Origin of the sequence: Edaphobacter dinghuensis (genome assembly GCF_014640335.1) — a bacterium.
In the GTDB taxonomy this organism is placed as follows: domain Bacteria; phylum Acidobacteriota; class Terriglobia; order Terriglobales; family Acidobacteriaceae; genus Edaphobacter; species Edaphobacter dinghuensis.
The window spans coordinates 891388-910239 of sequence record NZ_BMGT01000002.1 but is presented as its reverse complement, the minus strand read 5'-3'; the positions used below and the strand labels follow the sequence as shown (position 1 = coordinate 910239).

Annotated in this window: 23 protein-coding genes; 7 read left to right on the top strand and 16 right to left on the bottom strand. The window is 59.1% G+C overall.

The genetic code is table 11. The annotated features are described in order from the left end of the window. Positions 1–317: 317 nt before the first annotated feature. From IEW09_RS09350 to IEW09_RS09290, 13 genes are all read right to left on the bottom strand, one after another. Positions 318–1172 (bottom strand): sigma-70 family RNA polymerase sigma factor, encoded by an 855-nt coding sequence (locus IEW09_RS09350; protein WP_229739214.1) that lies wholly within the window; start codon positions 1170–1172, stop codon positions 318–320. Next, positions 1169–1642 (bottom strand): carboxymuconolactone decarboxylase family protein, encoded by a 474-nt coding sequence (locus IEW09_RS09345; protein WP_188553878.1) that lies wholly within the window; start codon positions 1640–1642, stop codon positions 1169–1171. The genes IEW09_RS09350 and IEW09_RS09345 overlap by 4 nt, the downstream gene beginning before the upstream one ends. A gap of 245 nt (positions 1643–1887) precedes the next feature. Beyond that, positions 1888–2301 carry a VOC family protein gene (locus tag IEW09_RS09340; protein ID WP_188553877.1) on the bottom strand — a complete coding sequence of 138 codons (414 nt, stop codon included), beginning with the start codon at positions 2299–2301 and terminating at the stop codon, positions 1888–1890. A 121-nt stretch (positions 2302–2422) separates the two neighbouring features. Then, positions 2423–2731, bottom strand: a complete 309-nt coding sequence (locus IEW09_RS09335; RefSeq protein ID WP_188553876.1) for a MoaD/ThiS family protein — start codon at positions 2729–2731, stop codon at positions 2423–2425. Continuing rightward, positions 2728–3843, bottom strand: a complete 1116-nt coding sequence (locus tag IEW09_RS09330) for a WD40/YVTN/BNR-like repeat-containing protein (protein WP_188553875.1) — start codon at positions 3841–3843, stop codon at positions 2728–2730. Before IEW09_RS09330 ends, IEW09_RS09335 begins: the two co-directional genes overlap by 4 nt. 45 nt (positions 3844–3888) lie before the next feature. Next, the gene (locus IEW09_RS09325; RefSeq protein WP_188553874.1) at positions 3889–4287 is read right to left on the bottom strand and encodes a DoxX family protein; all 399 of its coding nucleotides are present in this window, start codon (positions 4285–4287) and stop codon (positions 3889–3891) included. 17 nt (positions 4288–4304) lie between these two features. After that, positions 4305–4769 carry a winged helix-turn-helix transcriptional regulator gene (locus tag IEW09_RS09320; protein ID WP_188553873.1) on the bottom strand — a complete coding sequence of 155 codons (465 nt, stop codon included), beginning with the start codon at positions 4767–4769 and terminating at the stop codon, positions 4305–4307. Positions 4770–4963: 194 nt separating this feature from the next. Beyond that, positions 4964–5107 carry a hypothetical protein gene (locus IEW09_RS09315; protein ID WP_188553872.1) on the bottom strand — a complete coding sequence of 48 codons (144 nt, stop codon included), beginning with the start codon at positions 5105–5107 and terminating at the stop codon, positions 4964–4966. Beyond that, positions 5104–5838, bottom strand: coding sequence for a cytochrome c biogenesis protein CcsA (gene ccsA, locus IEW09_RS09310; protein WP_188553871.1), 735 nt, complete (start codon positions 5836–5838; stop codon positions 5104–5106). The genes IEW09_RS09315 and ccsA overlap by 4 nt, the downstream gene beginning before the upstream one ends. Positions 5839–5865: 27 nt before the next feature. Beyond that, the gene (locus IEW09_RS09305) at positions 5866–6549 is read right to left on the bottom strand and encodes a heme exporter protein CcmB (protein ID WP_188553870.1); all 684 of its coding nucleotides are present in this window, start codon (positions 6547–6549) and stop codon (positions 5866–5868) included. Beyond that, complete coding sequence (ybaK, locus tag IEW09_RS09300; protein WP_188553869.1) at positions 6546–7037, bottom strand: Cys-tRNA(Pro) deacylase; 492 nt, start codon at positions 7035–7037, stop codon at positions 6546–6548. The genes IEW09_RS09305 and ybaK overlap by 4 nt, the downstream gene beginning before the upstream one ends. After that, positions 7034–7741 (bottom strand): ABC transporter ATP-binding protein, encoded by a 708-nt coding sequence (locus tag IEW09_RS09295; RefSeq protein ID WP_188553868.1) that lies wholly within the window; start codon positions 7739–7741, stop codon positions 7034–7036. Before IEW09_RS09295 ends, ybaK begins: the two co-directional genes overlap by 4 nt. Continuing rightward, a complete protein-coding gene (locus IEW09_RS09290; RefSeq protein WP_188553867.1) occupies positions 7742–8197 on the bottom strand; it encodes a cytochrome c maturation protein CcmE in 456 nt (151 codons plus the stop codon). Positions 8198–8363: 166 nt separating this feature from the next. Between IEW09_RS09290 and IEW09_RS09285 the strand changes: the two genes are divergently transcribed. From IEW09_RS09285 to IEW09_RS09270, 4 genes are all read left to right on the top strand, one after another. Beyond that, positions 8364–8717, top strand: a complete 354-nt coding sequence (locus tag IEW09_RS09285) for a PadR family transcriptional regulator (protein WP_188553866.1) — start codon at positions 8364–8366, stop codon at positions 8715–8717. Further along, positions 8714–11374, top strand: a complete 2661-nt coding sequence (locus tag IEW09_RS09280) for an ABC transporter permease (protein ID WP_229739213.1) — start codon at positions 8714–8716, stop codon at positions 11372–11374. Before IEW09_RS09285 ends, IEW09_RS09280 begins: the two co-directional genes overlap by 4 nt. Before the next feature lie 94 nt (positions 11375–11468). Further along, positions 11469–12953: a phosphomethylpyrimidine synthase ThiC gene (thiC, locus tag IEW09_RS09275; protein WP_188553865.1), complete on the top strand. Its 1485-nt coding sequence runs from the start codon at positions 11469–11471 to the stop codon at positions 12951–12953. Positions 12954–13070: 117 nt separating this feature from the next. Beyond that, complete coding sequence (locus IEW09_RS09270; RefSeq protein ID WP_188553864.1) at positions 13071–14225, top strand: acyl-CoA dehydrogenase; 1155 nt, start codon at positions 13071–13073, stop codon at positions 14223–14225. Positions 14226–14364: 139 nt separating this feature from the next. Here the strand turns inward: IEW09_RS09270 and IEW09_RS09265 are convergent, their stop codons facing one another. The 3 genes from IEW09_RS09265 to IEW09_RS09255 all read right to left on the bottom strand — a co-directional run bounded on the left by IEW09_RS09265 (position 14365) and on the right by IEW09_RS09255 (position 15949). Next, complete coding sequence (locus IEW09_RS09265; protein ID WP_188553863.1) at positions 14365–14706, bottom strand: DUF488 domain-containing protein; 342 nt, start codon at positions 14704–14706, stop codon at positions 14365–14367. 93 nt (positions 14707–14799) lie between these two features. Next, on the bottom strand, positions 14800–15522 hold the full coding sequence (locus IEW09_RS09260) for an FAD-dependent oxidoreductase (RefSeq protein WP_188553862.1): 723 nt from the start codon (positions 15520–15522) through the stop codon (positions 14800–14802). A gap of 19 nt (positions 15523–15541) precedes the next feature. Then, complete coding sequence (locus tag IEW09_RS09255; protein WP_188553861.1) at positions 15542–15949, bottom strand: cupin domain-containing protein; 408 nt, start codon at positions 15947–15949, stop codon at positions 15542–15544. Positions 15950–16075: 126 nt separating this feature from the next. Here IEW09_RS09255 and IEW09_RS09250 point away from each other — a divergent pair, with 126 nt between their 5' ends. From IEW09_RS09250 to mobA, 3 genes are all read left to right on the top strand, one after another. Then, a complete protein-coding gene (locus tag IEW09_RS09250) occupies positions 16076–16471 on the top strand; it encodes a (R)-mandelonitrile lyase (protein ID WP_188553860.1) in 396 nt (131 codons plus the stop codon). A 183-nt stretch (positions 16472–16654) separates the two neighbouring features. After that, positions 16655–18118, top strand: a complete 1464-nt coding sequence (locus IEW09_RS09245; RefSeq protein WP_188553859.1) for a dipeptidase — start codon at positions 16655–16657, stop codon at positions 18116–18118. After that, positions 18118–18825 (top strand): molybdenum cofactor guanylyltransferase, encoded by a 708-nt coding sequence (gene mobA / locus IEW09_RS09240; protein WP_188553858.1) that lies wholly within the window; start codon positions 18118–18120, stop codon positions 18823–18825. The genes IEW09_RS09245 and mobA overlap by 1 nt, the downstream gene beginning before the upstream one ends. Positions 18826–18852: the final 27 nt, after the last annotated feature.

Below are 18852 nucleotides of genomic sequence, written 5' to 3'. Positions count from 1 at the left end.
AATGCTGATCCCCTGACTAGACGGCATGAAAAGCCCGTTTGGGAAGTACCCCTACCCCTGTACTTTTTATGCAAAGTATTCAAAATAAACGACTTATTTTCTAAAATATTGATTGCAAAGGAGTTGCTGTTTTTGCCTGATTTTTTTCTCTCTATTTCAATTATAGAAAGAGGGAGGGAACTCTTTTGCAATGGGGATGTTGCTTGGTTTCAGTAGGTTAAGCCAAAGTGGGACTTGACAGGATCCTCGACAAGGATTGATGAGTCCTGCCGTGATGAACCTTTTGCCATCCGAAGACAGCCGACTGAGTGGTCAGACTAATGCAGATGCTTCAGCTTGTCAGGATTCCGCATGACATAGATGGCTGCGACCTTTCCGTCTTCGATCTCGAGCGCTGTCGTCTGGAGTTCGCCATCGGCTTCGAGGGTGATGAATCCGGGCAGTCCGTTGATGAAGGCGGCACGAATAAACGTCGTTGTCTTGAACAAGTTCGCCAGGCCCTCGAACAGCTTCATCACGGCATCGAACCCGAGGATCGGTCTTATGGCCGCGGGACGCTTGCCGCCGCCGTCTGCATGGATGCTGACATCGGTTGCCAGCATTGCGCCCAAAGTCTTGAGGTCGCCGCTGCGCGATGCGGTAAAAAATGCCTCGGCAAGTGCAAGGCCGCGTTGTTTTTCTATCTGGAAACGCGGCCGGGCGCTGCGAACGTGTTCGCGTGCGCGTGAAGCAAGCTGGCGGCAGGCTGCAGGATCGCGGCGGATGGTCGCTGAGACCTCTTCGAAGCCGAGACCGAAGACGTCGTGCAGAAGAAATACGGCACGCTCCAGTGGAGAGAGGCGTTCGAGCGCGAGCATCAGCGGCAAGGTGACGTCCTCTACCTCTTCCTCTTCCACGACAGGATCAGGGAGCCACGGGCCAATGTAGGTCTCGCGTTGGCGACGCGCCGATTTGAGCTGATCGAGGCAGAGGCGCGTGACCGTGCGACGGAGGAAGGCCTCGGGTTCGCGGATATCGCTGCGCTCAATGTTCATCCAGCGGATGAAGGCATCCTGCACGATATCCTCGGCGTCGGGCACGGAGCCGAGCATGCGGTAGGCGACGCGCGTGAGCTTTGGACGCAGCGGCTCGAAGCCTGCCGCTGCGTCCTCGAATCTCGTGTTCTCGATCAAGCGGCGACCGCCTTGTTGGCGGCTTTGATCATCTCCGGATCGGCCCAGACGCCAAAGCCAACCGCGATGCGGTTCCAACCATTGATGATGTTGATCAACAAGGTGAGCTTGACCTGCTCCTCCTCGGTGAAGTGGGCCTTGAGGGCTTCGTAGGCGCTTTCATGCGTGTGACCTTCGGAGAGCCGTGTCATCGCCTCGGTCCAGCCGAGCGCCGCACGCTCGCGGTCGGTATAGCAGGGAGCCTCGCGCCATGCCGACAACAGAAAGAGGCGCTGCTCGGTCTCTCCGTTTTCGCGCGCAAAGACGCTATGCATATTGAGGCAGTTGGCGCAGCCGTTGATCTGTGAGGCACGAATCTTCACAAGCTCGCTGAGCTTCGGCTCGAGGCTGGCGGCGATGGCGATGGAGGTAGTGTGCCACTGCTTCATCAGTGCAGGTGCAGCGGTAAGCGGATTCAGTTTGGCTGTCATGAGCAATCTCCTTTTGGGGTTACTACCACCATGACGAGACAGGAGCAGCGAGTGTGACATGCAGGCTGAGGAAAAGATTTTGACTAGGGGAAGACGGGAGAGGTCGCCCTCCCCTCATGCTGACCTAAGTGACTCGATCGTATTGAGATGATCGCTGATGGCCGGTGCAAAAACTTTAATGCGACGCGGCCCTTCGTTTTCGTTCGAAGGGCCGCGTTGCATTTCAATTCGATGCTGCGATGCGGTCAGCTTGCCTTCGGGGTTTCGAAATTGAGCATCCAGTTGATACCGAACTGGTCGGTAAGCATGCCGAAATAGGCTCCCCAGAACATGTCTTGCACGGGCAGGATCACATTACCCTTTTCGCCGAGGGAGCCAAAAAACTTGTCGACCTCATCGCGGCTCTCGCAGTTAATGCAGATGGAGACGTTGTTGCCCACGGTCATGGGCGTGCCGGGAGGGCAGTCGGAGGCCATGATGACCTGGTCGCCTTTGGACAGGCGCGAGTGAAGGACCATATCTTTCGTCTCTGGAGTTACCTCCATAGGACCTTGTGAGAACGGCATGATCTGCACGTCGGCGTCGAGGCATTTGGCGTAGAACTCCATGGCCTGACGACAGTTTCCGGAAAAGTTGAGATAGGCATTGAATTCTTTCATGACTGCTCCTTTTGTGTGTGATGAGGACTTTGCTTACTGCTTTGATGGTGAAAGGTTGGCTTATTGTCAGAGGCTAAACAGGGTCTACTGACAGCATTCTGTCAGTAGACTTCTGTAAATTTCATCCACCGGCGATGGCCCCTATAATGAGCAGCGGCTCGCGGGCAGTGGCGATGGCTTCGGGCAACGGTGAGTCTGGAGACTGGTGGGAGAGGTCTTCTTCGCAGGCGAAGAAGCGCAGGAAGGGGCGGCGCTGCAAGGTGGTGTGGTCGCGGATGGTTCCCGAGAGCATGGGGTAGGTGGCTTCGAGGGCATCGAGGACGGAGCGGAGGGTGATGGGTGCGGCAACGTCAAGCGTGACTTCGCCGTGCACCTGCGCGAGGTTGCGCAGATGCGCTGGCAGTTCGACGCGGATGCGATTTGTCGTCATGCGATGGTCTGGACCTCGACGGAGAGCACAGCGGGGAGATCGCGGACGATAGGCGACCAGCTATCTCCGGCGTCGGGCGAGACGTAGACCTGGCCGCCGGTGGTGCCGAAGTAGACGCCGCAGGAGTCGAGCTTGTCGACGGCCATGGCGTCGCGGAGGACATTAACGTAGCAGTCGGATTGCGGGAGGCCCTTGGTGAGCGGCTCCCACTCGTTGCCGCCGGTGCGGCTGCGGTAGACGCGAAGCTGGCCGTCGAGGGGGAAGTGCTCGGAGTCGGACTTGATGGGGACGACGTAGATGGTTTCGGGTTCGTGGGCATGGACGTCGATGGCGAAGCCGAAGTCGGTGGGGAGATTGCCGCTGATCTCGTGCCAGTGGTCTCCGGCGTTGTCCGAGCGCATGACGTCCCAGTGCTTTTGCATGAACAAGGTATTGGGACGTGCCGGGTGCATGGCGATGTGGTGGACGCAGTGGCCGACGTCGGCCTTGGGATCGGGGATGTATTCGGAGTGAAGTCCCTGATTGATGGGCTGCCAGGTCTTGCCGCCGTCGTCGGTGCGAAAGGCCCCTGCTGCGGAGATAGCGATATACATGCGCTGGGGGTCGCTGGGATCAAGGATGATGGTGTGCAGGCACATGCCGCCCGCGCCGGGCTGCCAGCGTGGGCCGGAGCCGTGCTCGCGCAGGCCGGGAAGCTCGCTCCAACTCTGGCCGCCGTCGGTCGAGCGGAAGATGGCGGCGTCCTCGATTCCGGCGTAGACGGTGTCGGGATCGGTGAGCGAGGGCTCGAGGTGCCAGACGCGCTTGAACTCCCACGGATGCGCGGTGCCGTCGTACCACTGATGGGTGCCGGGGACGCCTTCGTAGGCGAACTTGTTGCCGACGGGAGACCAGGTTTGGCCGCCGTCGTCGGAGCGCTGGATGACCTGGCCGAACCAGCCGCTGGACTGCGAGGCGTAGATGCGGTTGGGATCGGAGGGCGAGCCTTTGAGGTGATACATCTCCCACCCGGCGAAGTGGGGACCGCTGATGTTCCACTTTTCGCGCTTGCCGTCGGAGGTGAGGACGAAGGCTCCTTTGCGGGTGCCGACCAATACTCTTACCTTGCTCATGACTTGCTCCCTTCGATGATGTCTGTCGATGAAGGCCCGAAGATGCTAATTGCTGATGGGAAAGATTGCGCTAAGCCGAGTGTCACGGAGAAAAAGGCCAGCCCAGAAAAATATGCCGATGAGGATGGGAAAGACGCACTCGAAGACGGGGTTGCCGACGCGCATATGGATGGCGACGGCACCGCCGAGATAGCCGGTGATCAGTACCGCGCCAAAGATGGCGGTTCGCGGAATGACATAGACGAGGACACAGATGAGTTGGATGATGCCGAGATCGACGGACAGGTTAAGCGGAAATCCGAGCTGAAGGAAGGCCTGGACTACCGGCGCAGGTTTGAGAAGATGCCCGATGGCGTCGAAGAGCATGAATACGACGGCGAGGATGCTGAGGATGCGGCCGGTCCAGAGTGGCTTACCTGATGCTGTCTGTGTCTCTGCTTGCATGTACTGTCCTCCATCTTTTAATGACTGCTGGATTTGCTGCTAAAAGGGGGAAGCAATGGGTTGGGGTCGCGGTCCTTCCAGCGGCGATGGGTCTCGGCGAGAACGGCTTCGCGGTTGCTCGCCATCTGCGCCATCAGCTCGCACGGAGCGCCGGTCTGCTCGTGCTTTGCGCTCCAAAGAAGCAGTTCCAGAAGCACGGGCGCCAGATCGATTCCTCTTTCGGTGAGGCGATAGTTGATCTTTCTTCCGTCGGTCTCCTCCGGCTCACGGAGAATGATCTTACCGGCCTCGAGCTTTTGCAGGCGATCGGCAAGGATGTTGGTCGAGATGCCTTCGCCGGACTCCTGAAACTCCTTAAAGGTCTTGTACCCACGCACCATCAGGTCGCGGATGATCAACAAAGACCATCGGTCTCCGAACTTTTCGAGCGCAATGCTGACCGGGCAGCCGGAGCGTGGCTTTGATTTTGACTTTTCTGGCACGGTTGAGACGATAGCTAATTCACTTGTTCTATGCAAGTGAATTAGGCGGATGAACGCACCGACTTTTTTCGAAACCTTTTTTGAGTGGTGGTGTTTAGGAGGGGAAGAGGCGGAAATCCGCTTTGAGCGAATTCCGCGTCATCTGTAATTCTTCTCGGACAACGAAGCTGCAATTCTTGTAGCTTCGTTGCTTTTTATTTGCGCGGATCTTTCGTCCGCAGCCACGCCCGCAAAACCAGAAGAAAGTATCCGCCCTGAATGATCAGGACTGTGGCGTAGGCCGCGAGAAGATGCCTGTGCTCGATGGTGCTCAGGTTGAAGAAGGTGCTCCAGGTCATTGGGCGGTCTCCAGAGAGGCTTCGATGGCGCTGAGTGCGGCTTCCTGCTCGGCCAGTTGGCGGCGGCGCTCGAGGGCGAAACGGAAGCACATGATAAAGATGCCCCACATGGCCCAACCGGCGATGTTCCAGACAAAGGCGGGCATCATCGATGGATCGAGCCCGGAGTCAGGACCGCCGCCAAAGACAGGGGCGGGGTGCTGCGTACGCCACCAGCGGATCGACATATAGACAATAGGAACGTCCACCGCGGCGAAAACGGAGAGGACCGCAGCGAGGGTCTGGCTCTGTCCAGCGGAGGAGAAGCGCCGCAGCATCAGGTAGCTGACGTAGAGCAGCCAGAGCAACAACATGCTGGTGAGGCGCGGATCCCACGTCCACCAGATGCCCCAGGTTGCCCGGCCCCAGATGCTGCCGGTGATCAGGCAGATGCTGGCGTAGACGACGGTTACTTCGGCTGCGGTGAGGGCGAGGGCGTCCGAGGTGAGGGCCTTGAGCGGATCGCGGCGGCGCCAGTAGAGGTAGGCCAGCGAGGCCAGGAAGTTGATGTAGGGGAAGATCAAGCTCAGCATCGAGCTGGGGACGTGGTAGTAGAAGATACGTCCAGCGTCGCCCTGGGCCGCGTCGGTGGGCACAAGGAAGATTGCCTCGCGGAAGCCGATGACGAGGACGACGATGCTGGCGAGAAACCAGAGCCAGGCAACTGTGCGGAGAATGGCGGGTCGGGACACTATGCGGGTAATTTTACCGCGAAAGCCCTACTCGGCGTTGAGAACGGTCTCAAAGAGCAGGACGCAGACGATGGTGAAGACGAGGTCGTATCCGGCAAGCTGGGTGATCCAGGTATTGATCTCGAGGGGATCGAGTTGGGCGGTGAGGACTCCGGTGGTGGCCTCGACCATGCCGAGGAGAGCAGGCAGCGAGATCGGCAGCAGCAGCAGGGGTAAGAGGAGTTCGCGGTTGCGGGTGCGCAGGCCGAGCACGGCGAAGAAGGTTCCGTTGACCACCAGCGCCCAGGTGCCGAGGGGGAGAATCAACGCGAGCAGCCACGCGTTGCCGAGGACGTGCAGGTTATAGAAGATGATGAAGACAGGCGCCAGGATGGCTTCGACGACGAGGACGAAGAGCATGTTGGCGATGGCCTTGCCGAGGAAGAGCGCGGACGCCGGAGCCGGGGCCATGCGCTGAGCTTCGAGGACCTGATGGTTCTGCTCGCGGGTCCAGGCCTGGTTGAGCGCGGTGACGGTGGCGAACAGCAGCGCGACCCAGAGGATGCCGCCAGAGATCTGGCGGGAGACGGCGGCGGTGGGATCGAAGGCGAGTGAGAAGACCACAACGACGAGCAGCGAGAAGAAGAGCATTCCGTTGATGGAGTCGCGGGAGCGCCACTCGATGCGGAGGTCTTTGCGGAGATGGGCGAGGATGTGGCCGATGTATTTCATTTGGTGAGGTCGGCCAGGGTGGCGTCGGTGGCGCGGAGGTAGTCGGCAGGAGAGAGCAGGATTTGCAGGCCGCGCTGCCCGGCAGAGATGGAGATGAGGTCGTGCAGCTCGATGGTCTCGTCGGCGTAGGCGGGGAAGGGTTTGCGGGCGGCCATGACGGTGACTCCGCCGCGGATATAGCCAGTGAGGGGCTCGACTTCTTTGAGCGAGGCCAGCTCGGCTTTCTTTGCGTTGGCGGCGTGGGCTAATTTTTTGAGGTCGAGTTCGGCGTCGCCGGGGATGACGGCGAAGAGATGCTCGCCATCGTTGGTGTGTGCGAGGAGGGTTTTGAAGACTTGCTCGGGGGGAAGGCCGATCTTGCGGGCGACCGAGATGGCGGTGAGGTCTTCGGGATCGACCTCGTAGGCGCGCAGCTCGTAAGAGATATTGAGGCCGTCGAGCAGGCGGGCGGCGTTGGTCTTTGTGCTGGCTTTGGCTGGCGGCTTCACTTGGTGGCGGCCTCCGGCTGGACGATTTGGCCGCCGCGCATGTTGAGGGTGGTGTCGGCGATGGGTTCGGCGAGATGGGCTTGATGGGTGGTGAGCAGGATGGTGCGTTTGCCGCCGCCGACGACTGGCCAGGTACGGAAGTCGGCGAGCAACTCGACCATGTGGTGTGCGGAGGCTACGTCGAGGTTCGAGAAGGGCTCGTCGAGGAGGAGGATCTCGGGGTCGGTCTGAAGGACACGGGCGAGCGAGGCGCGCTGGCGCATGCCTTGCGAGTATTGGCCGACGGGGCGGGTGAGATTGGGGTCGAGGCCGACGGCGCGGAGGGCCATCTCGGGGCTGCCGACGCAGGCGCAGCCGCCCTCGCGGTGCAGGGAGGCGAAGTAGTTGAGGTTCTCCATCGCCGTCAGCTCGTCGTAGAGCATGGTGGAGTGACTCATATAGGCCATGCGGCGGCGCTGGCTATGCGGAGATTCGGAGAAGACGCGGGCGGTGCCACGGGTGGGAGTGATGAGCCCGGCGAGGACGCGCAGCAGGGTGGATTTTCCTGCTCCGTTTTCGCCTACGATGACGGTGCAGGTACCCGATTCAAAGCTGGCGGAGACGTTGCGGAGAGCGGCGAAGGTGCCGTAGATCTTAGAGACGGATTCGAGTTCGGCGGCGGTGCTGCTGGGTGAGCCGTTGGAAGGCTGGGCTGACTTCTCCATTTATTTTTTGAAGTCGGCGGGCAGTGCGGTCGCTGTGGCTGTGGGAGTGGCTGGTTTGGCCGGAGCGTACTTGGAGGCGCATTTGGCCTGAAGCTGCGTCGCGTGGAAGACTCCGTCTTTGCCATAGGTGCCTACGGCGAGTGCCTGAGCATCGTCCTTGAAGGTGTCGGGCGGAGGCTCGACGCCTTTATAGCTGACCTTGAGGGTGCGGTTCTGTTCGAGCAGAGAGAAGTCGACGTAGGTTCCGCTGCGATGAATGCTGCCCGGAGCTACGTTGCCTGCGACGCGGAGATGGCGGACGTAGGCTTTATTGCCCATGGCCTGCAGCTCGCCGATGGTGACGTAGTAGCTCTTGTTGTCCTGCACGCCGGTGTAGGCGAGGTACCCCATCGTGGCGATGATGATGACCGCGGCAATGATGATCTTGATCGGACTTTTGCTGGCTGCGCTGGACATGGTCTTCGCCGTTAAGTGTACGAGATCGAGGGTGATTTTGAACAGGGTTGGCGATTTGGAGGGTGGAAAGGCTGGATTTTTCGTGAGATGCAGAACTTTTCTTTTCCTGTGGCGTAACCACATCAGTTATGGCAGACTTATGTGGCTGCGCCACAGGAGGAAGATCGTGGGAGATTCGAAGCTCGATTTGTTGCAGGGGACGTTGGACCTGATGGTTTTGCAGACATTGTCTGCCATGGGCGAGATGCATGGGTACGGTATCGCGCGGCGCATCGAGCAGGTGAGCGGCGATGAGGTGCTGCTGAATCAGGGAACGATCTATGCGTCGCTGGTGCGGTTGCAGCATCGCGGATGGATCTCGGCGGAGTGGGGAACGTCGGAGAACAACCGCAAGGCGAAGTTCTACTCGATCACGAAGCGCGGGCTGAAGCAGATGGCCGAGGACACGGTCTATTGGCAGAGGCTGTCGAGCGTGATGGGCCGGGTGCTGGCGATGGGCGAGAACGGAGGCCAGCAATGAAGAGCTCGATGAGGGATTTGCTACGACAGGGTTTTCAGCGGCTTGGCTCTTTCTTTCATAAGCGCCCGCTGGACCTTGATCTGGATGCGGAGATGCAGAGTCATCTGGAGCTGGCGGTGGAGGAGAACCTGAAGCGTGGGCTCTCTCCCAGTGAGGCGCGACGGCAGGCACTGGTTCAGTTTGGCGGCATGGAGCAGGCGAAGGAGCAACAGCGGGCGGCGCGTGGAATGCCGTGGCTCGACATCGCTCTGCAGGACCTTCGCTACAGCTTGCGAACGCTGCGGCGCGACTATATGTTCACCCTGGTGGCAGTCGCAATTCTGGCGCTGGGCATTGGAGCGAATATCGCCGTCTTCAGCGTGGTGAATACGATCCTGCTGCGACCTTTGCCGTTTCATGATCCGCAGAAGCTGGTATGGATTGCGCCGCCTGACGCCAATGGCTTGTCCGCCTCGACGTACTCTGCGGACGCCTATGACGATCTGTTGACGATGAATCGCTCGTTCGAGGATGTGACCGGCTACTATGCGTTTTCGACCCCCGACAATCTCAGGCTGAAGGGCAGCGGAGAGCCGACACCACTTACCGGCATAGGAGTGATAGGGAACTTCTTTCATGTGCTGGGTGTGGAACCCGAGCTGGGCCGTTCTTTCACCAAAGATGAGACGGTGAAGGGAGGGCGTGCCGTGGTGCTGCTGTCGCACGCCTACTGGCAGCGGCAGTTCGGCGGAGACCGCGGCATTGTCGGTAGGTCGATCACGCTGAATGGAACGCCGACGACGGTCATAGGGGTGCTGCCTGCCACATTCGATTTTGGCGCGGCGTTTGCGCCGGGCTCGAAGGTGGATGTCTTCGAGCCGACGGTCCTCGACGATATTCGCAACGAAGGAAATACGCTGGCGCTAATTGGGAGATTGAAGCCGAACGTGACGCTCGCGCAGTCGCAAGACGAGGCAAGGACGCTGTTTCCCAAGTTTTACTGGAGCAAGAAGTATCCGGATTCGGCTGGGAACTATACAGCGAGACCGATTGAGCTGAAGCAATATGTAAGCGGCAAGTTACGGCGGTCTCTGATTACGCTGTGGTGTGCCGTAGGCGTGATTCTATTGATCGTCTGTGTGAATCTTTCGAACCTGTTGCTGGCCCGGGCGGCGTCGCGGAGCAAGGAGTTCGCGCTGCGCAGCGCTCTGGGTGCGGGGCGCGGACGGCTGGTGCGACAGCTATTAACGGAGAGCCTGGTGCTGTCCGGGATGGGAGCTGCGGTTGGGCTTGGCCTGGCGTATGCGATCACCTCGTATATCGCGCATCAGGGATCGCTTGCGCTGCCGCTGCTGAACGAGGTGAAGGTGGATGGCGCAGCGCTGTTGTGGACGGTGGGGATCAGCGTTGGGGCTGCGGTTCTGTTTGGGCTGTTGCCGGGGCTGAAGATGTCGAGCGGCAACTTGCAGGAGGCATTGAAGGACACGGGGCAGGGAGTCAGTGCCGGCAGGAACCACGAGAGGCTGCGGTCGGCGCTGGTGATCTCCGAGGTGGCGCTGGCTTGCGTGCTGCTGGTGGGCGCGGGGCTGTTGCTGCGGAGCTTTCTGCGTGTGCTTGATGTCGATCTCGGCTTTCAACCGTCGCATGCGGCTGCGATCAAGATGGACTATAACGACGGCGGAAGCACGGACAAGAGAAACGCGATCTTTGAAGAAGCCATTCGACGGGTCAGCGCGCTTCCGGGAGTAGAGGCAGCGGGCATCTCGGACAATCTGCCGCTGGAGCGCAATCGTGGGTGGGGCGGGCCTCAGGCCAAGGGAAAGACGTATAGGAACGGCGAGGTTCCGGGTGCATTTGTCTATATTGTTTCGCCGGGATATGTGACTGCAATGGGAATGCGTCTGCGCGGGCGCGACTTTACCTGGCAGGACAACATGAAGGGCGAGAGCACGGTGATCCTGAATGAGAAGGCAGCGAAGTTTGTCTCTCCCGGAGAGGACGCTGTGGGGAAGGTTGTGCTGATCAATGGCCATGAGGTGCATGTGATTGGAGTCGTCGCGGATGTTCATGAGACCAATGTTGAGGGAACTTCGGGCGAACAGATGTATCTGCCGACGATGCGCGACGAGTGGGGTCCTGAGGGTGCGGAACTTGTGGTGCGGACGAAGTTGCCGCCAGCTCAGTTGGCGGGGAGCGTGCTGCAGACACTGCGGGAGTTGAACCCGAATCAGCCAGCGGTTGAGTTCAGGCCGATACAGGGCATCGTCGACCGCGCAGTCTCGCCGCGGCGATTCTTTGTGATGCTGGTTGGTGCGTTCGCGGGATTGGGATTGCTTCTGGCTTCGCTCGGAATCTACGGAGTGATCTCGTACTCGGTGACGCGCCGGACGCAGGAGATTGGGATTCGGATGGCGTTGGGTGCGTCGGCTGGAAAGGTGCAAATATCCGTGATCACAAAGACGCTGCAACTGGCTGCGATTGGCATTGGGGTTGGGATCTTCGCGTCGATGCTGGTGGCGAATTTAATCTCGTCGCTGCTGTTCAGCACCAATCCTAATGATCCGCCAACCTTCGCAGGGATGATTCTTTTGCTGGGAGCCGTGGCTGCATTGGCTGGATATCTGCCGGCCCGGCGCGCTTCGCGGATCAACCCCATGGTTGCGTTGCGGAATAGTTGATAGGAATGCGCGATAGGCGCACGCAACCGCTTTCAATCGCTCCGGCGGCGTATACTAACTCGATAACAGCGCCGTTTTTGAGCGAGGAAAATTGATGAACAGCAATGGCAACGGGCAGCATTTGGATGGTGGCGCGGCGAACGGCAACGGATATAAGGTGCCGACGGGGCGAGCGGAATGGATTGTAAAGCGCAAGGCTGAGGCCGAGCGTACGGGTGACACCAACATGTCGCAGATGCACTTTGCGCGCAAAGGCCTCATTACCGAAGAGATGGCCTATGTCGCGCAGCGCGAGAAGATTGCGGCCGAGCTGGTGCGGAGCGAGGTTGCCAAAGGAACGATGATTATTCCAGCCAACATCAACCACGTTGAGCTGGAGCCGATGGCGATTGGGGTGGAGTCGCTGTGCAAGATCAATGCGAATATCGGCAACTCGGCGCTGGTGTCGAACGTCGATGAAGAGTTGCGGAAGCTGCATACCGCCGTGCACTTTGGCGCCGATACCGTGATGGATCTTTCAACCGGCGGCGATATCCCGATGATTCGCGAGCAGATTCTGCGGCACTCACCGGTGCCGATTGGCACGGTGCCGTTGTATGAGGCGCTTTCGCGTGTGAAGAAGCTGGAAGACCTGAATATCGACCTGTATCTCGAAGTGATTGAGGAGCAGGCGCAGCAGGGTGTGGACTACTTCACGATCCATGCCGGTGTGCTGATTCAGTATGTTCCGCTGGTGGCCAAGCGCATCACCGGTATTGTGAGCCGCGGCGGCGCGATTATGGCGCAGTGGATGACTGCGCACCACAAGCAGAACTTCCTGTATGAGAACTTCGACCGGATCACGAAGATTATGGCGAAGTACGACGTGAGCTACTCGCTGGGCGATGGTCTGCGGCCGGGTTGCGTGGCAGATGCCAGCGACGAGGCTCAGTTCGCCGAGTTGAAGACGCTGGGCGAGTTGACGAGGCAGGCGTGGAAGAGCGATGTGCAGGTGATGATCGAAGGGCCGGGGCATGTGCCGCTGGACAAGATCAAGGAGCAGGTCGATAAGGAAGTCGAGCTTTGCGACGGCGCTCCGTTCTATGTGCTGGGGCCGCTGGTGACGGATATCGCTCCGGGATACGACCACATCACGTCCGCGATTGGCGCGGCGATGATTGGATGGCATGGCGCGGCGATGCTCTGCTATGTGACTCCGAAGGAGCATCTGGGCCTGCCGAATGAGAAGGACGTAAAGGACGGCATCATCGCCTACAAGATTGCTGCTCATGCGGCTGATATTGCGCGACACCGTCCGGGAGCACGCGATCGGGACGATGCGATCTCGCATGCGCGGTATACGTTCGACTGGGACAAGCAGTTTGCGCTGTCGCTTGACCCGGATACGGCTCGGGGGATGCACGATGAGACGCTGCCGGATGACTACTACAAGGAAGCGGCTTTCTGCTCGATGTGCGGGCCGAAGTTCTGCAGCATGAACTGGTCGAGTAAGGTGGACAAGTTCAATGAAGAGCAGCATGGCTTGAAGAAGCCTGATTTGACGCAGATTGTTACCGAGCAGATGGCATTGCGCGGATAGCTTTAGCAGGATTCTTTAGAAAGGCCCAGCAGCGATGCTGGGCTCTTTCTTTTGATGCCGAAGTATGCGTGGATGTGATAGCTTGATTAGTTTTAGTTATGGTTTGGGGGTGCGCCGATGTTTGGACTGACCGACGAACAGGAACAGTTGCGAAAAGAGGTGCGGGCGTTTGCCGAGCGGGAGATTGCGCCGCATGTTTCGGAGTGGGACGAGAAGAGTCTGTTTCCTGCCGAGGTGGTGAAGAAGCTGGGAGCGATGGGGTTGATGGGGGTGATCTTTCCCGAGGCGCTGGGCGGTGCGGGGATGGGCTACGTGGAATACGTGCTGGCGGTGGAGGAGCTGTCGCGGGTCGATGGCAGCGTGGGGATTATTGTGGCTTCGCATAACTCGCTTTGCACGAACCACATTATGCTGGCGGGCAACGACGAGCAGCGGCAGAGGTGGGTGTCGAAGCTGGCGAGCGGGGAGTGGCTGGGAGCGTGGGGCTTGACCGAGCCGGGGTCGGGGTCGGATGCGGCGGGGGCGCGGACGACGGCGGTGAAGCGTGGCGATAAGTGGGTGCTGAATGGGAGCAAAACCTTTATCACGAATGGGAGTTATGCCGACTGTGCGGTGGTGCTGGCGGTGACTGACCGTGAGCAAGGGACGCGAGGCATCTCGGCGTTTGTGGTGGAGAAAGGGACGAAGGGGTTTCGCGCAGGGAAGAAGGAGAACAAGCTGGGGCTGCGCGCCAGCGATACCTCGGAGCTGATCTTTGAGGAGTGCGAGATTCCGGGGGAGAACCTCGTGGGGAAGTTGGGTGAGGGATTCAAGGATGCGATGCGGGTATTGGATGGCGGTAGGATTTCGATTGCCGCGTTGAGCCTGGGGATGGCGCGGGGGGCGCTCGATGCGGCGATGAAGTATGCGCAGCAGCGGCGGCAGTTCGGCAAGGCAATCAGCGAGTTTCAGGCGATCCAGTTCAAGCTGGCGGATATGGCGACCCAGTTGGATGCTGCGTGGCTGCTGACGATGCGTGCGGCGCAGATGAAGGATAAGGGGCTGCGGGTGACGCGGGAGTCGGCGATGGCGAAGTTGTTTGCCAGCGAGGCGGCGTGCCGCATCTGCGAGGAAGGCGTGCAGATTCATGGAGGGTATGGGTTTATCAAGGACTATCCGGCGGAGAAGTTTTATCGCGATGTGAAGCTGTGCACGATCGGCGAGGGGACGAGCGAGATTCAGCGGATGGTGATTGCGCGAGAGCTGTTGGGGACGGCTCCCAGCCGGGGATGATGGACTGCGAACACCGATTCACGCATTGAGAACCGACAAAGAAATACAGGGGTCTCTCCACTACGGCGGCAAGAAGCGCCGCCTTTGGTCGAGATGACGTGCTCTCGTACAGCTCCGGTCGAGGTGATGTGCTTTGGGGCTATTTATTTAGCAACTGCTGGAGGACGATGGCTTCGTTGTGCTGTTCGTCTTTGGCTCCGTAGAGGAGGGTTGCCGGGCCTTTGGCTACTTCTTTCTTTAGGAGCGCTACCTGTTCGGGGTTATTTTTCAGCTCGGCTTTGTAGCGGGTTTGAAATTCGTGCCATTTGGCCGGATCGTGGGCGAACCATTTTCTTAGCTCGGTGCTGGGAGCGACGTCTTTGAGCCAGAGATCGACTTTGGCCTTTTCTTTCGTCAGGCCTCGGGGCCAGAGGCGATCTACGAGGATGCGAGTGCCATCTTCTTTAGCGGGAGCTTCGTAGACTCGTTTGAGCTTGAGCATGGGTCTCTGTCTCAGAAATATAGTTTAGTGATTCAACTATTTACTAAGTCAATTATTTAATATTGAACTACTTAATAGCCAATTCCTGGTCTCTTAATAACCGGAAAACTCTTCAGCGCGGATATTGGCTTCCTGCACGCCGGATTTTTTGAGGAGCTTTTGCATGGCAGCGACCATCTCGGGTGGCCCGCTGAGGTAGTAGATCGGGTGGCTAAGATCGGGTAGATACTTTTTGAGCATGGCTTCGGTGATGTAGCCGGTTTCGCCGTCCCACTTGGTGTGAGAGTTTTCTACCTCTGTCATGGTGGCGATGAGGGTGAAGTTGGGATTCGTCTTTTGTGCGGCGGCCAGCTCGTCGAGGAAGGCAGCGTCGTTCGGGGTTCGGTTGGAGTAGAAGGCGAAGAGTGGGTGGTCCAGTTTGTCGTGCGTAGCTTGAAGGACGATGCTGCGGACGGGTGTGATGCCGATGCCTCCGGTGAGGAAGACGGCGGGGATGCGAGCGTCTTCGTGGAGGGTCAGCTCGCCCCAGGGAGCTTCAAGGTCAAGTTCGGTCCCGAGGTCGATGAGCTTCAGGGAGCGCTTGAATGCCGTGTTGCGCATGCGTGTGGCGATGATGAGGTCGTCTTCATAGGGAGCGGAGGCAAGTGAAAAGCTGCGTTTGTTGCCCTCGGAGTCGTTCTGAGGTGGATTAGGGAGGGTGAAGTCGCCGCATTGCCCTGGCTCGAAGGTGAAGCCCTCCGGCTTTTCAAAGTGAAAGGCCATAGTGCCGGAGGCTACTTCACTGCGGCGCTTCAGCTTGATCTTGTAGGTTGCCACTTGGCGAGTCCTTTTCGGTTTAGGTGCCGTAGCCGCGGTGCTTCATGGCCGCCAGCTCCTCGTCGCTGGGCCAGGAGATGGTCAGCAGAAAGGCGGAGTCTTCCTGTGCTTCGACATCGTGGCGAATAGAGGCGGCCAGAGTGAAGAGATTGCCGGGGCTGAGCTCATGGGGATGGCTATTGACGTTGAGGCGAACCTTTCCCTTGAGTACCTGGATGGAGATGCTTCCGTCGGCGTGGTGCTCCTTCATCTTTGCGGCTTTTTCCATTGTGATGAGGACGATGCGGAAGTCGTGCTTTTTAAAGAGGGTCTTGGCGTAGTGACCCGAGGGCCAGGGTTTCTTCTGCTCGGAGCTGGCTATCTCTTTAAGTAGATCGAACTGCGCCTGCTTGTCGACCATGGTGCCGTCTTGCTGGGAAGTGGTCATGTTTCATCTCCTTGGATTGCATTCGATGGTTATGTCACTCCTTCTACGTTGGATGCATGAATGTTCGTGCGGGGCCAATTCTATAGGTTGATCAGGGGTGACGGGCAGGATGGGTAGAATGTGGGGATGGAAATCAAACGCATCGGTTCTCAGGCATCAGGTAAGGGTCCGGCAGATTGGTTTACCGGCACTGTGCGGATCGACCCTCTCTTTCAGGCTCCCGACCCGGCATTGGTAGCTGGCGCCAGCGTCACGTTTGAACCGGGAGCGCGCACCGCGTGGCATACGCATCCGCTGGGACAGACTTTGATTGTTACTGCAGGCTGCGGATGGGTTCAGCGGGAGGGCGGGGCGATCGAGGAAGTTCATCCCGGCGATGTGGTCTGGTTCGCACCTGGGGAGAAGCATTGGCACGGCGCTACACCGACGACGGCCATGAGTCACATTGCGATTCAGGAGCGGTTGGATGGCAAGGTCGTCGATTGGATGGAGCATGTCAGCGACGAGCAGTATCGCCGGTAAGATCGGGTTTTATGGTTTGGATTTAGAACGGGTAAAGGCGAAATACAGGGGCCTCTCCACTGCGCTTCGCTTCGGTCGAGATGACGTGCTCTTACTGCTTCGGTTGTGATGCCGTTGTTGGTAGAGATGTGAAACAAGGGTCCGAGTAAGTTGATCTTGGAAGCGTGGTCTGGGGGTGGAGCGGTGAAGACGAATCTTACGACGGCTGCGGTTGGGTTTGCGAAGGAGAATCAGGCGCGGTTTGTGGAGGAGTTGAAGGCTCTGCTGCGGATTCCTTCGGTCTCCACCCTGCCGGAGCACGTGGGTGATGTGCGCCGGGCGGCTGAGTTTGTGGCTGCAGAGTTGAAGCGGATTGGGATGGAGAACGTCCGCCTGATTGAGACGAGTACGCCCGAAGAGATGATTGTGGACGAGGAGGGGCATGCGCGGAGGGTGCCGATGCGGATCGGGCATCCGCTGGTCTATGCGGACTGGCTTCATGCTGCTCCGGGCGCGGATGGGAAGGCAGCGCCTACGGTGCTTTGTTATGGACACTACGATGTGCAGCCGCCCGATCCTCTGGACGAGTGGAAGACGCCTCCGTTTGAGCCTACGGAGAGGGATGGGAACATCTATGCGCGTGGGGCGGTAGATGACAAGGGGCAGATGTGGATGCACGTGAAGGCGCTGGAGTCGTTGATGGCGGCGGGGGGCGGAAAGCTGCCGGTGAATGTGCGCGTGATCGTCGAGGGCGAGGAAGAGGTCGGCGGCGAGGGGATTGCCGCGTTTGTACGGAACGATGGCGAGCAGTTGAAGGCCGATGTTGCGCTGGTGTCCGATACGGAGATGTTTGCGCCGGAGCTGCCTACGCTGTGCGTCGGCCTGCGGGGGATGATCTACACCGAGATTGAGGCGTGGGGGGCGCGCACGGATTTGCACTCGGGGATGTATGGCGGTGCAGCGCCGAATCCGTTTGTGGCGCTGGCGCAAGTGATCGCGAAGCTGAAGGATGAGGATGGAAAGATCCTGATTCCGGGGTTTTATGACAAGGTGCAGAAGCCTACGGCTGCGGAGCTGAAGGCATGGAAGGCGCTGCCGTTCGACGAGGAGCACTATCGTGAGACCGAGGTGGGTTCGGTCGCGCTGACGGGGGAGCCGGGGTATAGCGTGCTGGAGCGGACGTGGGCGCGGCCTACGCTCGATGTGCATGGGATGCCGGGCGGGTTCATCGGAGCGGGCGCTAAGACGGTGATTCCGGCGAAGGCGTTGGCGAAGGTGAGCATGAGGCTGGTTCCGGATATGACCCCAGCGGAGAGCTTTATGCAGTACAAGGCGTATGTCGAGTCGATCTGCCCGAAGGGAATTGAGCTTGAGGTGAGGTTGATTCACGCGGGCGATGCCATTGTGGTGAGCACGGACAATGAATATGTTCGGGCGGCCACGGAGGCGATGCACGAGGTCTTTGGCAAGGAGACGGTGTTTGTGCGCGGGGGCGGATCGATTCCGATTGTGGGGGACTTTGAGCGCGAGTTGAAGATTCCTACGGTGATGATGGGGTTTGGGCTGCCGGACGACAATCTTCATGCTCCGAATGAGAAGTTCCATCTGGCCAACTTTCATCGCGGGATCGAATCGATTGTGCGGTTCTTTATCCTGCTGGGAGCCTGATGGTGGGGCTGGCTCCGTCTGATGTGAGCGGGTACGTGCTGGCGGGTGGGAAGAGCTCGCGCATGGGACGGGACAAGGCGTTACTGGAACTGGCGGGTAAGCCGCTGGTCTTGCGGGCGGTAGAGAAGTTGCGGCAGGTCTGCGCGGAGGTTTCTATCCTTGGAAACAGGGAAGAGCTGGAGGCATATGCGCCGCTAATTCGGGATTTGCATGAAGGCTGTGGGCCGCTGGGCGGAATAGAGGCTGCGCTGGCACATTCGACGAAGGCGTGGAGCCTGTTTATGGCTGTGGATATGCCTTTTCTGCCTGCGGGTTTTCTGTATGCGTGGACGAAGAGCGTAATGAAGGCCCAGCATGCGAGGATAGCTTTATTTACGGTCGATGGCCGGCCGCAGCCTGCTCTTTGCCTAATAAATCATGAGGTTGCGCCGTTTGTGCATGGGGCGGTAGAGCGAGGAGAGTTCAAGCTGCTTCCGGTGTTCAGGGAGGCCGCGAAGGCGATTGGGGCACAGCGCGGATGGGATGCGGATGAGACGCTCCTGAACCTTCCCTGGAGTGGAGAGTTGTCGGCTTTTGATAATGATTTGGATGGGTGGGCGCCAACAGAGGCACAGCGAGCGACATCGCACCTGTGGTTTGCGAATCTGAATACACCCGAAGAGTTTGGCGCAGCCGAGGCTTTTACTGGACTGCTGGAGACTGATTAATTCAGGACAGGCTGCATAGCGGAGGGT

What these genes read in the sequence shown, in the direction of transcription:
- IEW09_RS09345 (WP_188553878.1), bottom strand. Translation starts at nt 1,642, where the DNA reads ATGACAGCCAAACTGAATCCGCTTACCGCTGCACCTGCACTGATGAAG.
- IEW09_RS09340 (WP_188553877.1), bottom strand. Translation starts at nt 2,301, where the DNA reads ATGAAAGAATTCAATGCCTATCTCAACTTTTCCGGAAACTGTCGTCAG.
- IEW09_RS09335 (WP_188553876.1), bottom strand. Translation starts at nt 2,731, where the DNA reads ATGACGACAAATCGCATCCGCGTCGAACTGCCAGCGCATCTGCGCAAC.
- IEW09_RS09330 (WP_188553875.1), bottom strand. Translation starts at nt 3,843, where the DNA reads ATGAGCAAGGTAAGAGTATTGGTCGGCACCCGCAAAGGAGCCTTCGTC.
- IEW09_RS09325 (WP_188553874.1), bottom strand. Translation starts at nt 4,287, where the DNA reads ATGCAAGCAGAGACACAGACAGCATCAGGTAAGCCACTCTGGACCGGC.
- IEW09_RS09315 (WP_188553872.1), bottom strand. Translation starts at nt 5,107, where the DNA reads ATGACCTGGAGCACCTTCTTCAACCTGAGCACCATCGAGCACAGGCAT.
- IEW09_RS09305 (WP_188553870.1), bottom strand. Translation starts at nt 6,549, where the DNA reads ATGAAATACATCGGCCACATCCTCGCCCATCTCCGCAAAGACCTCCGC.
- IEW09_RS09295 (WP_188553868.1), bottom strand. Translation starts at nt 7,741, where the DNA reads ATGGAGAAGTCAGCCCAGCCTTCCAACGGCTCACCCAGCAGCACCGCC.
- IEW09_RS09290 (WP_188553867.1), bottom strand. Translation starts at nt 8,197, where the DNA reads ATGTCCAGCGCAGCCAGCAAAAGTCCGATCAAGATCATCATTGCCGCG.
- IEW09_RS09280 (WP_229739213.1), top strand. Translation starts at nt 8,714, where the DNA reads ATGAAGAGCTCGATGAGGGATTTGCTACGACAGGGTTTTCAGCGGCTT.
- thiC (WP_188553865.1), top strand. Translation starts at nt 11,469, where the DNA reads ATGAACAGCAATGGCAACGGGCAGCATTTGGATGGTGGCGCGGCGAAC.
- IEW09_RS09270 (WP_188553864.1), top strand. Translation starts at nt 13,071, where the DNA reads ATGTTTGGACTGACCGACGAACAGGAACAGTTGCGAAAAGAGGTGCGG.
- IEW09_RS09265 (WP_188553863.1), bottom strand. Translation starts at nt 14,706, where the DNA reads ATGCTCAAGCTCAAACGAGTCTACGAAGCTCCCGCTAAAGAAGATGGC.
- IEW09_RS09255 (WP_188553861.1), bottom strand. Translation starts at nt 15,949, where the DNA reads ATGACCACTTCCCAGCAAGACGGCACCATGGTCGACAAGCAGGCGCAG.
- IEW09_RS09250 (WP_188553860.1), top strand. Translation starts at nt 16,076, where the DNA reads ATGGAAATCAAACGCATCGGTTCTCAGGCATCAGGTAAGGGTCCGGCA.
- mobA (WP_188553858.1), top strand. Translation starts at nt 18,118, where the DNA reads ATGGTGGGGCTGGCTCCGTCTGATGTGAGCGGGTACGTGCTGGCGGGT.